This is a genomic window from Paenibacillus amylolyticus (assembly GCF_036894225.1).
Taxonomy (GTDB): domain Bacteria; phylum Bacillota; class Bacilli; order Paenibacillales; family Paenibacillaceae; genus Paenibacillus; species Paenibacillus amylolyticus.
In genome coordinates this window covers 4,482,940-4,498,724 of sequence record NZ_CP145892.1, presented here as the reverse complement: position 1 = coordinate 4,498,724, position 15,785 = coordinate 4,482,940, and the positions used below count along the sequence as shown (strand labels likewise).

General features: G+C 46.1%; 10 protein-coding genes. 9 read left to right on the top strand and 1 reads right to left on the bottom strand.

Translation table 11 applies throughout. The features are described 5' to 3' along the window. The first annotated feature begins 74 nt into the window (after positions 1-74). Positions 75-788 carry a hypothetical protein gene (locus tag V6668_RS19965; protein ID WP_017687552.1) on the top strand — a complete coding sequence of 238 codons (714 nt, stop codon included), beginning with the start codon at positions 75-77 and terminating at the stop codon, positions 786-788. Between the two features lie 87 nt (positions 789-875). Here V6668_RS19965 and V6668_RS19960 read toward each other — a convergent pair whose 3' ends face one another. Beyond that, positions 876-1,592: a Crp/Fnr family transcriptional regulator gene (locus V6668_RS19960; RefSeq protein WP_036614443.1), complete on the bottom strand. Its 717-nt coding sequence runs from the start codon at positions 1,590-1,592 to the stop codon at positions 876-878. A gap of 430 nt (positions 1,593-2,022) precedes the next feature. On the opposite strand from V6668_RS19960, the gene adhE reads away from it, so the two are divergent. From adhE to V6668_RS19920, 8 genes are all read left to right on the top strand, one after another. Then, the gene (gene adhE / locus V6668_RS19955) at positions 2,023-4,635 is read left to right on the top strand and encodes a bifunctional acetaldehyde-CoA/alcohol dehydrogenase (RefSeq protein ID WP_076250984.1); all 2,613 of its coding nucleotides are present in this window, start codon (positions 2,023-2,025) and stop codon (positions 4,633-4,635) included. 943 nt (positions 4,636-5,578) lie between these two features. Beyond that, a complete protein-coding gene (gene pflB / locus V6668_RS19950; protein WP_076327975.1) occupies positions 5,579-7,837 on the top strand; it encodes a formate C-acetyltransferase in 2,259 nt (752 codons plus the stop codon). 89 nt (positions 7,838-7,926) lie between these two features. Beyond that, positions 7,927-8,679 carry a pyruvate formate-lyase-activating protein gene (pflA, locus tag V6668_RS19945; protein ID WP_036614436.1) on the top strand — a complete coding sequence of 251 codons (753 nt, stop codon included), beginning with the start codon at positions 7,927-7,929 and terminating at the stop codon, positions 8,677-8,679. A 449-nt stretch (positions 8,680-9,128) separates the two neighbouring features. After that, positions 9,129-10,496: an ABC transporter substrate-binding protein gene (locus V6668_RS19940; RefSeq protein WP_076327974.1), complete on the top strand. Its 1,368-nt coding sequence runs from the start codon at positions 9,129-9,131 to the stop codon at positions 10,494-10,496. 51 nt (positions 10,497-10,547) lie between these two features. After that, complete coding sequence (locus V6668_RS19935) at positions 10,548-11,432, top strand: sugar ABC transporter permease (protein WP_338706501.1); 885 nt, start codon at positions 10,548-10,550, stop codon at positions 11,430-11,432. Next, positions 11,432-12,262, top strand: a complete 831-nt coding sequence (locus V6668_RS19930) for a carbohydrate ABC transporter permease (protein WP_036674968.1) — start codon at positions 11,432-11,434, stop codon at positions 12,260-12,262. Before V6668_RS19935 ends, V6668_RS19930 begins: the two co-directional genes overlap by 1 nt. 32 nt (positions 12,263-12,294) lie before the next feature. After that, positions 12,295-14,130: a sensor histidine kinase gene (locus tag V6668_RS19925; protein WP_338706500.1), complete on the top strand. Its 1,836-nt coding sequence runs from the start codon at positions 12,295-12,297 to the stop codon at positions 14,128-14,130. Further along, complete coding sequence (locus tag V6668_RS19920) at positions 14,127-15,758, top strand: response regulator (RefSeq protein WP_338706499.1); 1,632 nt, start codon at positions 14,127-14,129, stop codon at positions 15,756-15,758. The genes V6668_RS19925 and V6668_RS19920 overlap by 4 nt, the downstream gene beginning before the upstream one ends. Positions 15,759-15,785 lie beyond the last annotated feature (27 nt).

Sequence of the window (15,785 nt, the reverse complement as noted above, 5' to 3'; positions counted from 1 at the left end):
TTGCCGAAGGTTGTGCCATAATAGAGGTTATGGACAACAGGGTGAATGATTTTACGCAGGGTGGTGTTACCTACATGATGAAGAAAATCCCCGGTTACATAGGTGTATGTTTGCTCCTACTGGCGATCTTGGCTGGTTGTAGTGAGACACAGCCTTCTGAGCAGCCAATTGTCAAAGAGACAGAAACAGCGAATACAATCACAGTGGCTGTAGATGGCAGTACGTTTTTGCCTGATGCAACAAAGTCCATTAAGCGAGATTTTAGTGAGGGTTTGACACTCAAAAAAGCATTACTCAATAGCGGACTGGTTGATTTTACGGCAGATGGCAAGCGGATTCAATCCGTGGGTGAAGTTTCTCTGGATTCTTCGCTGAGCTGGGCTGTCAAATTAAACGGCAAGGATATTGAACAGGAAGATTGGGACATGGAGCTTCATGCCAAAGATGAAGTGATCATTTACGTGAAAGCCGCTGACAGTGGGGGGGATGGCGTTGCATATCAGACAACGTTACTCAAGGTTAGCGGTGGAAACATTATGCCAACCCTTAATCGTCAATATGCCGGCGTCTACGTTCAAGAGTGCACAGTTCGCGATGTGTTGAAGTCCAGCGGCATTGTAAGAATGTCGGAGAACAACAAATTTGTCGTCTCGGTCGAGAATGTCACGCCTCGTATGAATGAGCGTTGGGTCATTATGGTGAATGACAAAGAATTAATGGAAAATGGTCTGGACATGAAATTGAATCCACGTGATGCGGTAAAGCTCGAATTAACCAATGCATCCTAAGTATACCAAGAAGCCCAATCTCTTTTTAGAGAACTGGGCTTTTTTTCATTAAATATATAAACAAGATCCGATCAGCATAGTCAAATATTAAATACGACAGATCTCGTTCGGGCAAAGCTCACAGTGACAGATTCCTTGCAGCATCTTCAGATCTTTGATGACAATCATTCCATTGTCATATTCAATCCCATCTTTCTTACGCAGGTCGCTTAACATGCGGTTTACACTTTCACGAGTGGCTCCAATCATATTGGACAGGTCCGTGTGGGTAATTTTTTTGTGAATAATGACATGCTCTCCATGAGGCTCACCATACGAATTCGACAACCGAATGAGGGTGGAGCAAAGTGCACCCGGTTTGCCATATAACATGAGATCCCGGAATTTGGTCTGTGTCAACCGATGGTGGATGCCCATCCATTTCATAAAATCGATCGCGAAGTCACAATGCTGGCATATCAGCATCTCCAGGTCTTTATGCTCCAGTACACCGATCTCACTGTCCTCCAATACTTCCGCTGAGAAGCTGTGTTTAGAGCCAAAGAAAGGATCAGCCTGCCCAATCATATCACCGGATTGATACATGTACATGATCAGTTCCTTGCCTTCATCCGTGGATTTGGTGATCTGGGCACGGCCCCGTTTCATATAATAAAGTTTGTCAGAGATGTCGCCTTCCCAGTACAGATGTGTACCTTCCGGATAGGTTCTATCTTTCATGGTAACCAGCAGATGGTTGAAATTTGCTTCCGAGAAACAGTTAGTATTACCGCGCTTTTCCAGTACAGTTGTTAGTTCTCTCATAAGTCTATCTCCCCTTTATGTCCATCGGACGACCTTCTGTAGTAAGCAGTAGCCTCCGAGGTTCGCCGCAAACCGTTGCCGTCCTGATCAGGGTCATCTCGGCCGGGAGGAAGGACGGTACAAATTGCGGTGGTTCAATTTTTAAGTTCAGTATATACCTAATCTTACCGTTTGAGGGGGAAGGAAAGGGGGCAAAAATGACGAAATTTCAAACATTGTGATAAAATTCACTTTTAATGGAGAGGATGAATTTTACAGCTCTATATTTTAAATAGGAAGTGGAAATGGTCGTATGAAGGACACTACAAAACTTAAATTAAATTTGTTATACTTTGTGAAAAAAATCACATAATTAAGTTTATTGTCATGTTACGATGTGAATGTAAACGAGAGAGACAAACTAATACGAACCTTTAGGAGGATGAGGGAGATGGCTGTAAAGAACGAAGTCGCCCCAGCAAAAGAACCGACAGCAGGTCAGTATATCCAAACGTTAATCGACAAAGCGAATAAAGCACACGCCGCATTCATGAAGATGGACCAGAAGCAGATTGACCGGATTGTGCAAGCGATGGCGCTTGCGGGTCTGGATAAACACATGATGCTCGCCAAGATGGCCGTAGAAGAAACAGGCCGCGGAGTGTATGAGGATAAAATCACCAAAAATATATTTGCAACAGAATATGTGTATCACAGTATCAAGTACGATAAAACCGTAGGTGTGATTGAAGATAACGAATATGAGAGCTTCCAGAAAATTGCGGAGCCGGTCGGCATTATTATGGGGATTACACCGGTCACGAACCCAACATCAACGACGATGTTTAAAGCACTGATCTCTATCAAGACGCGTAACCCGATCATCTTTGGTTTCCACCCATCTGCACAGAATTGTAGCCGGGAAGCTGCCAAAATCCTGCTGGAAGCGGCTGTGAAACATGGTGCACCAGCAGATTGTATCCAGTGGATTGATGATCCTTCCATGGATCGTACAAATGAACTGATGAATCACAATGATGTGGCTCTCATTCTGGCAACAGGCGGATCAGGCATGGTACGTGCAGCGTACAGCTGTGGTAAACCTGCACTGGGCGTAGGACCGGGTAACGTACCTTGCTTTATCGAGAAAAGCGCGGATATCAATCAGGCAGTTACGGATTTGATCCTGTCCAAGTCTTTCGATAACGGCATGATCTGTGCTTCCGAGCAAGCGGTCATCATTGAAGAACCGATCTTCGATCAAGTGAAGAAAAAAATGATTGCAAATGGCTGTTACTTTGTTAACAAAGATGAAGCAGCAAAATTGACAGCAGGTGCGATTAATACCGAGAAATGTGCGGTGAACCCGGCGATTGTTGGTCAATCTGCGGTAAGCATTGCGAAATTGTGTGGTATTGAAGTTCCAGCAGGCACCAAAATTCTCGTGGCCGAGATTGAAGGGGTAGGTACCAAATTCCCATTGTCGGCTGAGAAATTAAGCCCGGTACTGGCTTGTTACAAAGTTAAAACGGCAGCAGAGGGAATTGAACGTGCAGCAGAAGTGGTTGCTTTTGGCGGCATGGGTCACTCCTCGGTTATCCACTCCACAAATGAAGAAGTGATTGGCAAATTCGCAGATCGTCTGCAAACCGGACGGATTATTGTGAACTCACCATCCACACACGGTGCCATCGGGGATATCTACAACACAAACATGCCGTCATTGACACTGGGATGCGGATCATACGGACGTAACTCGACTTCTTCCAACGTAACCGCTGTGAACTTAATCAATGTGAAAAGGGTGGCTCGCCGTACCGTGAATATGCAATGGTTCAAAGTGCCGAACAAAGTCTACTTCGAAAAAGGGGCAACGCAGTATCTTGCCAAAATGCCTGACATCACACGTGTGGCCATTATTACGGATGCCATGATGGTGAAGCTTGGATATGTTGAAAAGGTAGAACACTATCTGCGTCAACGCCAAATGCCGGTAGCCATCGAAGTATTCTCCGATGTTGAGCCAGATCCATCCACAACAACGGTAGATCGCGGAACCGAAATGATGCGCCGCTTCCAACCAGACTGCATTATCGCACTCGGCGGTGGATCACCGATGGATGCTGCCAAAGCCATGTGGTTGTTCTATGAATATCCGGACACGGACTTCAACGATCTGAAACAAAAATTCATGGATATCCGCAAACGGATCTACAAATATCCACGTCTCGGCGTAAAAGCGAAATTTGTAGCGATCCCAACCACATCGGGTACAGGTTCTGAAGTGACATCGTTCGCGGTTATCACAGATAAAAATCAAGGTAACACCAAATATCCATTGGCCGACTATGAGCTGACTCCAGACGTAGCGATTGTCGATCCAGAATTCGTATATTCCCTGCCTAGAACAGCGGTTGCCGACACAGGAATGGACGTACTGACGCATGCGATTGAAGCTTATGTATCTGTTATGGCAAATGATTACACGGATGGACTTGCGATCAAAGCAATCCAACTGGTGTTCCAATACCTGGAGCAATCTGCGCTGCAAGGTGATAAACTGGCACGTGAGAAAATGCATAATGCTTCCACGATTGCAGGTATGGCGTTTGCCAACGCATTCCTGGGCATTAACCACAGCTTGGCGCACAAATGGGGCGGTCAGTATCACACCGCACACGGACGCACCAATGCCATTCTGATGCCACACGTCATTCGTTACAACGCGAAAAAACCGACCAAATTTGCATCGTTCCCGAAATATTCGCACTTTGTAGCGGATGAGCGGTATGCCGAAATTGCCCGTATCTTGGGATTGCCTGCTCGCACGACAGAAGAAGGGGTAACCAGTCTTATCAATGCCATCCGTAACCTGAACAAAATCTTGGGTATTGAAGAATCGTTCCAAGAGATCGGATTCGATGCCAAAGACTTTGAAGCACATGTCGATTATCTGGCAGACCGTGCCTTCGAAGACCAATGTACAACCGCCAATCCGAAGTTGCCGCTGGTAACTGAACTGGCTGATGTATACCGCAACGCTTTCTACGGAAAGTTTGAATAATAAATTTAGAACAAAGCGTGCTTTACGGCAAGAAGATCAGGGTTCCCCGAGAGGGGAGCCCCGATTGCCGTCTTTCACACAATAACGAGAGGGCAGAAAAACAGAAGAGCGAGCATCTGTTTTTCAGGATTTATTCTAAGATTTGATTTGCTCCGAGCATAGAGGAGCAAAAGGGTTCTAGAGAGGTTACACGTAATCCGTGATGTGGCTGTTTGAGCCAGATGTTCACACAATAACGGAGTGGGCAGAAAAACAGAAGAGCGAGCATCTGTTTTTCAGGATTTTTTCTAAGATTTGATTTGCTGCTCCGAGCATAGAGGAGCAAAGGGTTCTATAGAGGTTACACGGAATCCGTGATGTGGCTGTTTGAGCCAGATGTTCACACAATAACGGAGTGGGCAGAAAAACAGAAGAGCGAAGCACCTGTTTTTCAGGATTTATTCTAAGATTTGATTTGCTCCGAGCATAGAGGAGCAACGGGTTCTATAGAGGTTACACGGAATCCGTGACGTGGCTGTTTGAGCCAGATGTTCACACAATAACGGAGTGGGCAGAAAAAACTGAAGAAGCGGAGCGTTCGCCTTTATCCCCGGATTTTCCCCTTTGAAATATAAAATTGAAAAAATCCGGGGATAACAGCGATCGGAAGTTGTTCTGCCCGCGCAGTGGCTAAGTGTGAATTTACAGGGGTCAATGGGACACAGCGCAGGTGGAGTGAGTTAGTTCACTGGCTTTGTGACAAAAATCACAGATGATGAAAGCCCCAAGTCGTATACTGAAAATGTAAGAAAAACATTCATCCCGCGGTTCCGGTTCCCAAGTAGAGAGAACATGTTCCGGTTTATGTGAAACAATTCACATTAATCGCGGCTCTGGGCACACAATGCTACGAATGAAGCAAGATGTTATGTGTCCAGAAATCCAAATTAGTGGAGGGATTACGATGTCGGTGATTGAAAAAGATGTCAAACAACAAACAGGCTGGAGAAACTTTACCAAAGGAACATGGACCAAATCCGTAGATGTGAATGATTTTCTGGCACACAACTTGTCTCCGTATTACGGCGACGAAGCATTTCTCGCAGGTGCAACCCAGAATACCAAAGAATTGTGGGAGATCGTATCTGATCTGACCAAAAAAGAACGGGATAACGGCGGTGTCCTTGACGTTGATGTGAACACACCAGGTACTATTATTTCTCACCAACCCGGTTATCTGGATCAATCCAAAGAGCAGATTGTCGGCGTTCAGACCGATGCTCCGTTCAAACGTTCCATTCAACCAACAGGCGGAATCCGCATGATGATTGACGCATGTGAGGCATATGGCTTTGAAATGCCACAGGGCGTCATTGATATATTTACAAACATTCGCAAAACACACAACCAGGGTGTATTCGATGCTTATACTTCCGACATGCGTGCAGCGCGTAAAGCAGGAATTATTACAGGTCTGCCAGATGCTTACGGCCGTGGCCGGATCATCGGTGACTATCGTCGTGTAGCTTTGTACGGGGTAGACTTCCTGATTCGTAACAAAAAAGGCGAACTGAATGCACTCGAAGTTGATGTTATTGATGAAGATGTCATTCGTCTGCGGGAAGAATTGTCTGAACAGATTCGTGCATTGCAAGAATTGAAACAATTGGGCGATATGCACGGGTTCGATATTTCCTTACCAGCGACTACAGCAAAAGAAGCGTTCCAATGGTTGTACTTCGGTTATCTCGCTGCGATCAAAGAACAAAACGGTGCTGCGATGTCACTGGGACGTGTATCTTCTTTCCTGGATATCTACATTGAACGTGACCTGCAAGAGGGCATTTTGTCCGAAGAACAGGCTCAGGAATTAGTTGACCATTTTGTAATGAAACTGCGGATTGTCAAATTCCTGCGTACACCGGATTACAACGAACTATTCAGTGGAGATCCAACATGGGTGACTGAGTCCATCGGTGGTATGTCCGTGAATGGTGAAACGCGTGTAACCAAAAACAGCTTCCGTTTCCTGCATACGCTGCACAACCTGGGTCCTGCACCAGAACCGAACCTGACTGTTCTCTGGTCAACGAAACTTCCAGAAGCTTTCAAAGATTATTGCAGTAAAGTATCCATCGAAACCAGCTCAATCCAGTATGAAAATGATGATCTGATGCGTCCGATCTACGGTGACGATTACGGTATTGCTTGCTGTGTGTCGGCGATGAAGATCGGGAAACAAATGCAATTCTTCGGCGCTCGTGCCAACCTGGCAAAAGCTCTCCTGTATGCGATCAACGGTGGTCGTGACGAGAAATCCGGAGCACAAGTTGGACCTGAGTATCCTGCCATTACTAGCGAAGTGCTGGATTACAATGAGGTTATGAAACGCTTCAAACCAATGATGGAGTGGCTGGCTAAGCTGTATATGAACACCCTCAACGTCATTCACTACATGCACGATAAATACAGCTATGAGCGTATCGAAATGGCATTGCATGACCGTGACATTGTACGTACGATGGCTTGCGGTATCGCTGGTCTGTCGGTTACAGCAGATTCACTGAGTGCGATCAAATATGCCAAAGTAAAACCAATTCGTAACGAACAAGGCATCGCTGTTGATTTCGAAATCGAAGGAGACTTCCCTTGTTACGGTAACAATGAAGACAGCGTAGACAGCATTGCTGTTGAACTGGTCGAGAACTTTATGGGCATGATTCGCAAGCACAAAGCTTACCGTAACGCAGTTCCAACACAATCCGTTCTGACGATCACTTCCAACGTGGTATATGGTAAGAAAACAGGGACTACACCGGATGGTCGTAAAGCAGGTGAACCATTTGCTCCAGGTGCAAACCCAATGCATGGTCGTGACAAAAAAGGTGCACTGGCATCCCTTGGCTCGGTAGCCAAATTGCCTTATGAACACAGTCTTGACGGGATTTCCAATACCTTCTCCATCGTGCCAAAAGCATTGGGTAAAGAGGAGACTACACGTAAATCCAATCTGACTGCGATGATGGATGGTTACTTCGGTCAAAACGCTCATCACCTGAACGTTAACGTATTTGATCGTCAGCAATTGATTGATGCGATGGATCACCCGGAAAGCTATCCACAACTGACTATACGGGTATCCGGATATGCCGTTAACTTCATTAAATTGACTCGTGAACAACAGTTGGATGTCATCAACCGTACGTTCCATGGCTCGATGTAAGTAATTTGCTAGTAGAAGACCGCTAGAGCAAGGTATTCCAAATCATATTAAACGCACAGCGGATGCGGATACAGAAAGGAAGAGGCAGCATGGTTAACGGACATATTCATTCACTCGAAACTTTCGGGACGGTTGACGGCCCAGGCATCCGCTTTGTGCTTTTTATGCAAGGATGTCTACTCAAATGTCAATATTGCCACAACCCTGATACTTGGGCGCTGGATGGTGGAAAAGAAATGACGCTTGAGGAGGTACTGGCTGAAATTGAGCCTTACCTGTCTTACTACCGCAGCTCCGGAGGCGGGCTCACGATATCTGGTGGAGAACCAACGTTACAGGCTCACTTTGTAGCCGAAATCTTCAAGGAAGTGAAGCGGCGCTGGGGATTGCATACGACACTGGACAGCAACGGATTTAACGAACCGGAACGGATTCACGATCTCCTGGATCACACAGACCTGGTTCTGCTGGACCTCAAACATATTGATGATGAGAAACATATCAAGTTGACAGGCAAATCCAACGAGAGAACGTTGAAAACGGCCAAGTGGTTATCGGAGCAAGGTCGGAAAATGTGGATACGCCACGTGTATGTGCCTGGCATTCATAACGAGGAAGAGGATTTGCTTAACCTCGGACGGTTTATTGGAACATTAAATGGCGTCGAGAAGTTCGAAATTCTTCCATACCATCAGATGGGGATCTACAAATGGGAGGCGCTCGGTAAAGTATATCCACTGGATGGAGTTCCTTCACCAAGTGAAGAAGAAGTGGAGCGGGCGTATCGCCTGATCGAACAAGGTCGCCAGGAAACGGCTGGCATGGCTTGTTCAGGTAAGTAACTACCGTTATTTACAAGACCTTATAATTTGAACTAACTATTTACACGAGAACGTAGAGGACAGAAATAAGCTGGAGAAGCGGAGCGTTCGCCTAAAAGCTTTCTGCAAGAAAGCTACATCGGAAGCATATGCTATCCCCAGATTTTCACCTTTGTAAAAGTGAATTAAAAATAATCTGGGGATAACAGCGATCGGAAGGTTGTTCTGTCATCGGAGTGGCAAGTGTAATTATTTTTAAGTTCAACTTATATTTCAACCCAAGCAGTCCTTGCGAACATGTTTCGCAGGGGCTTTTTTTTTGCTGTTATCCATTGTAAATGCAAGATTATGGGTCCAGTGAAGGATTTTATCCCTCCATTGATGAATTGTCATCCTTACGATGTAAGCTCCGGCTTTTTATAATCAGAGTGTAAAGCCAAATGCTCAATATCTTGAGGAGGGTCAACCAGATGAAAAAAAGAATGACATTACTGCTTTCATTATTGCTTATCACTTCATGGACTTTGGCGGGATGTGCAAGCTCAAGTAACGAGCCACAGCAAGGCGCAGGCAATACACCTGTGGAGGAAACAAGTAAGGAACCGGTTGAAATGCTTCTCCGCCACACGCAGGTGGGAGCCGACAAACAGAAAAGACTGGCCATTCTGCAGGATGTTGTGGACAAAGTGGAGGGAGAGGTACCCAATCTGACCTTTACGCTGGATGGCGTCGAATCCGATGTGAATCGTAAGGAAAAGCTTCGCGGAGAGATGGCCGCCGGTAACCCGCCGGATATATTTGAACTGTTCGGTAGCCCGGATTCCAAAGTTTATGCCAAGGAAGGTATGCTGCTTGATCTGACTCCGATCTTGCAAGAGCTGGGCATTCAAGACCAGTTTACATCCCTTGAACCGTTTACGTATGAAGGCAAAGTATATGGACTGCCGATTGGCGGTTCGGGCGAAGGTTTTTTCTATAATAAAGAGTACTTCGAACAAAAAGGATGGAAAGCCCCAACTACCATGGCTGAACTGGACAATATACTGGCTGAGATCAAGGCTGATGGCAAAGTGCCGCTTGCTTCCGCATCTAAGGCGGGCTGGGTGCCGCTTATGTTAACCAACCATCTGTGGTCCCGGTATGCCGGGCCGGAGATTACCGCAAAGTTTGCAACAGGTGAAGCGAAGTGGACCGATCCGGGTGTTGTGCAAGGTTTTGCCAAACATAAGGAATGGGTGGATAAGGGTTATTTCAAAAAAGGTGAACTGGGCTTTGAGTATGCCGAATATACCACGCAATTTACAAGTGGAGAAGTGGTATTAATGTATGACGGAACATGGAAATCATCTGTATTTAAGGAAGGTCAGAGCGGTGAATCGCTCATTGGCAAGGTTGGATTCTTCAATATGCCTCCGGTAGAGAACGGAGCAGGTGATCAGACGTCTTTGATGCGGGATGTGAACAATGGATACGGATTCTCGGCAGCAGTGGCGGATGACCCGCAGAAGCTGGACGCAGTGAAAGCTTTTATCAAAAATTTCTACAATGAAGATATGCAGATCCGCGGCCTTGTGGAAGACGGTGTGTTGCCTGCCATGAAGCTGGACGAGAAAGTGCTGACCGATAGCATTACCGATGATCTGATGAAAGAAATTGTGGCTGTGCTTAATGCGTCCAAGACGTCGTTCCCGGCATTTGATGCACTTGTTCAGGCCGATGTGACGACAGAGATCAGCAATCTGCAGATTCAGAAGTTGATTGGTGGGCAGACGACGCCAGAGAAAATGGCAGAAGAGTTGCAAAAGGTGCAAGAGGAAGCAAACGCCTCAGTGGAATAAACCAATTCAAGTCGAAACTGCGATCGTTGAAGTGACTGAAGGAGGCTGACTATGAATACTTCACTCCGCAGCCCGTTAATCTATACGTTGTTTGTAATGCCAGCCCTAATTCTGTTTGTGATGTTCTTTCTATACCCTATTGGCAGCTCCCTGTATTACAGTCTGACGAGTTGGAATGGGGTATCGGCTGAGCCGCGTTTTGTGGGTTTATCCAATTATGTGAAGGCACTGACCGATGAACGTTTTTGGATTTCCACACGGAATAACGGCTTTTTCATCGGATTTTCGGTACTGATTCAGGTACCCATAATCGTCCTGTTTTCGCTTCTGATTGCCAATGTGAAAAGGCTGAAAGGTCTGTATAAAACCGCTGTTTTTTTACCATCCATCATGTCGACAGCCGTTATCGGTATTTTATGGGGATTCATCTATGAACCGAATATCGGGCTATTAAACAAAATGCTTCATGTGCTGGGAATCGATCCAATCTACTGGTTATCGGATAACCGATTTGCCATGTTGTCCATCTTGGTGACCAATGCCTGGCAGTGGACGGGATTTTACATTGTCATGGTGCTGGCGGCCATACTGGCGATTCCCCGTGATCTGGATGAAGCGGCCGCAATTGATGGTGCAACGGCGGTACAACGTGCAATGCGAATTACGTTGCCGCTGATCCGGCCGATCATTTCGGTGGTGATCATGTTGTCCATCGCAGGTGCCATGAAAGCAGCCGACATCGTGATTGTCATGACCAAAGGTGGGCCCGCTGGGTCCACTGAGGTTCTGGCGACATATATGATCAAATATGCAATTACCAACTTCAAATATGGTTATGGCAATACCATTGCAGTGCTGATCTTTGCTCTGACGCTTGTGCTCACTGTGGTGTATCAACTGCTGGTGGCGAGGCGGGGCGAGAAGGTGGAATATTGATGGCGAAAAGCATAAAAAGCAGTATACCTCATGTGTTGTTAATGTTGTATTTGATCGCGATTTTGTTTCCCTTTTTATTTGTAATTTTCTCTTCCTTCAAGCAGGATAACAATGAAATCGCCCTGAATCCATTCGGTTTGCCTACAACATGGGAGTTTAACAATTACGTGGAGGCCTGGGTGAATGCCAAGATTGGCACCTATTTCTGGAACAGTCTGTACATTTCGGTTTTATCGTCGGCGTGTACGATTGTCCTCGGCGCCATGTTTGCTTTTGCCGTAACCCGGATGAGACACCGGAGATGGAGCCTGTTTCTGTACAGTTTAATTCTGGCGGGCATGCTTATTCCCAACAATGCACTTATGCTTCCGATCTATCTGCTTGTTCGCAAAATGGGCATATTGGATACACATCTGGCATTGATCGTGCCCTATGTGGCCAATGCGATCCCCTTTACCATTATTATCCTGGCGGCTTTTATGCGTTCTCTGCCTGGGGAGATTGAGGAAGCGGCGGTCATGGACGGCTTGAGGGCCCCGGGTATCTTTGCTAAAATAGTGATACCTCTTACGGTTCCGGCTATTGTTACCGTTTTTATCGTTAATTTCCTCGGCAACTGGAACGAATTTTTACTCGCCAACTATTTTTTATCCACCGATAAATTGCGTACGCTGCCAGTCGGCATGGTCCAGTTTCGGGATCAATATCAGATGAACTATGCTCAGATGTCGGCAGGTATTGTATACAGCGTTGTACCTGTACTTGTGATCTACGCTATACTCCAGGAGAAAATTATAGAAGGAGTAACTGCAGGTGGTGTCAAAGGTTAATACCATGAACCAGTTAATAGGGAGAACGGGATATGAACTTGCGAATGAAGCTGGCCTTGGCATTTCTGCTGCTGATTATTGTACCGATGTGTGCACTGGGCATTGGCATGTTTCTGGTCACATCACACACGATTGAGAAAAAATACAATCAACAGGCCGAATATGCGCTTCAGGCCATCAGTTACAATATCGAAAATGTATTTCAGCAGATTAATAATGTGACCGACAACGGGATAGCGACATCGGTTTTTCAAATGGCGTTGAACGCCAAAGATCCGACCAAGCAGGATCTGGGGACCGGTAATCAGTTATCCCTGAATGCCAGCCAGCGCAATTTCCGTTCCCTTCTATATAATTATCCGTTCATTAGTTATGCCTTTTTATATGATTTGCGTTCTTCTGAGAACAACCAGATTGTCTCCATTTTCACTAAAGAAAATTTTCAAGCCCTTCCTTTTCAGCAATTCAAAGTGCATCCCTTATTCAACGAAATTCAGCAACTTAATGGCGTGCCTAAATGGCTCGCACCTCTGGAATATCCCGAATTAACCGGGGTAGAGCCTGTCTTCACCCAGATCAGACTGGTCAAAGAACTCAGTTATTTTCAAAATATCGGCGTGCTTGTTGTTCAGATCAAAAAAGGAGAGATCGACCGGATCTTCCGTCACCTACAAATCAGCGATTCGGCACAGGATACATCATTCCTGTTAATTAATGAAGAAGGGCTGATTGTCTATGATCCTGCAGGTATATATAACGGTGAGAACATGCAAAACCTTGGTGTTGAATCTGGCAGGTACGGTCCCGGTTTTAGTAGCGTCAGAACGGTCTTTGACGGCAAGGAGAGCATCATTTCACAATATCATCTGAAGAACTATAACTGGAGTCTCGTCAGTGTGACTTCATGGGAAGCCTTATCTGCGGAAACCAATGCCTTTGCAGGTTGGTCTGTCATCATTATTCTGTCATGCCTGCTCGCAGCGATGATCTTTAATCTTTTTTTCATGAATCGCATTACGGGTAACATTGCTGTACTTGTAAGGTTTATGCGTCGTGTGGATGATGGTGACTTTAATGCGAGGGTGGAAGGAAAAGGATTCGATGAAATGCAGCTGCTTGCACAAGGGTTCAATGAACTATTGGATCGGATCGGGGGATTATTCCGTCGTGTTCGGGCAGAGCAAGAGCAGAAGGCCCAAGCGGAACTGCGTGTACTACAGGCGCAGATCAAACCTCATTTTCTGTTTAACACATTGGAATCCATTAATGGATTAGCGCTGCGAGGGGAGGGCCGCAAAGTAAGCGAGATGGTGACCAGACTTGGCAATATGCTTCGTATCAGCATTCAGGATCAGGAGGAGATTCCGCTGGGTGAGGAAATTAGGCATTTGCAGAGTTATCTGGAGATTCAACAGTACAGATTCAGTGATTTGTTCACCTATGAGATTGACATTCCACCCGATCTATACAGCTCAATTCTGCTTAAGCTTACCCTTCAGCCTCTGGTGGAAAATAGTATTCAACATGGGTTTGAGGGGATCACCTATCCAGGTGTACTGCGGATAAGCGCATATGCAGAACGGGATCATCTGGTGTTATGTGTTGAGGATAATGGGATCGGTATTCCCCAGGAAATGCTCGCACGATTTGAGTATATGGCAGAAGATCCGCCGGAAGATATGCTCACGGAAGGGGCGGAATCATTATCGTCCATAACGGAACGCAGGGGATTGGGATTACGAAGTGTGGCAGATCGAATTCGTATTCAATATGGGGCCGGGTATGGCATATTTATATGTTCAGCACCGGGGTATGGCACAGTTATTCGATGCATCATTCCATTATATGAGCAGGAGGAAGCCGGATGAATCTGACTGCAATGCTGGTTGACGATGAGCTGCCGATTCTGGAGAATCTGAACTACATTTTACCCTGGGAAGAGATGGGGATTGAAATCACAGGTACAGCGAGAAGTGGTGTAGAAGCGCTGGGGAAAGTAACAGAAAGTCATCCAGACATTCTCTTGTGTGATATTCGGATGCCGTCTATGGATGGATTGGAACTTATTCGTTTGCTGCGAGAGCAGGGTGAAACGTGTGAGATTATTTTGCTGACCGGGTATCAGCAGTTTGAATATGCTCGAACTGCTATCAAGTATAACGTACATGAATACATATGTAAGCCCATTGATTATTTGAATCTGGAACATAAACTGCGTGAGCTTGCCGGACAGATCCAGAAGAGACGTCTGGAAAACGAATCGCAACGTTATCGCAGCCAAGAGATGGAAAGCTGGATCAGACACAAACAGTTGATTGACCTGTTGCGAGGAGAAGCGCCGTTGAAGATTGCCTATCCTGCTTCTGTTCCTGAATTCATAACAACTGCTACACCGTATACGTTGCTGCTGGTGGATGCGGTCGGTTATTTTCGCCATTCTATCGGCTGGTCCGAGCTTCAGCATCAACGATGGCATGAGACCATAAGTTCCAGACTTAGGGAAGTGGCAGATCGAATTACGGAGGAGTGTCAGATTCTTGCGACCCGCAAAGGGGAGTGGTGCATCCTGCTGGAGGCATCAGGTGAGTGGAAACGTCGCTCAGAGGAACTGGCCCATCAACTGTGTCTCGAATTAAATGTGATATTGTCTCTGGATTCAAATGTGAAGGTTAGGATTGTTCAGGATGCTGTGCCCGTGAACCTGGAAAGTCAAATTCTGGAGCGATACCGGCATTGTCAAAAAATACTGATGTCCCATTCGGAGGGTGAAGACAAGGTGCTGAAGGCGAGTTGTCCCGAAACCACCTTATCGTATGATCATACGGCCTCCAAAGGGGCTAACTCATGGATTACAAGAGAAGATCTGGAGTTGGTTACTCGGTGGATTCGTCAAGGGAACAAGCAGGGGTTACGTGATGTATTGGAGCGGCTTAAACAGCAAATGGGGAATTCAGGACAATCCTTCAGCAAGATAGATGAAACCAATCTTCGGTTTATGCTTGTACACATGCTTCGGGAACTGCGTGAAGTACAGGCCCTCGCTGAAGAACACGAAGTGAATTATTGGAATGCACTGCAAGGGGCCGTATCCATGAGGGAACTTCTTGAACTTGCAGAGGTTGTTGCCCATGCCTCTCAGGGCAAACAAACGCAACCACGTCCTTCCGTATCGGAACTGATCTTGTCTGCATGTGAGTATATGGACGCACGGCTGCAACAGGACTTGGGAATAGATGAAGTCGCAGATTGGCTCGGAATCAGCCCAGGATACTTTTGCCAGCTATTTAAAACTCAAATGGGTGTTACTTTTGTGGAATACATGACGCAGAAACGGATGGAAAGTGCCGCTTTATTGTTGAGTACAACCGAATGGAGCATTACAGCGATTGGGGAAGCAACAGGGTTCAAGGAGCGCCGTTACTTCTCCAAGGTGTTTCATAAACACTTTCACATGAAACCCTCAGAGTACAGGCAGAGTAAACAATTGGGTTTGTAGTAGCAAGGGAAACGGGAGGAGAGGTCA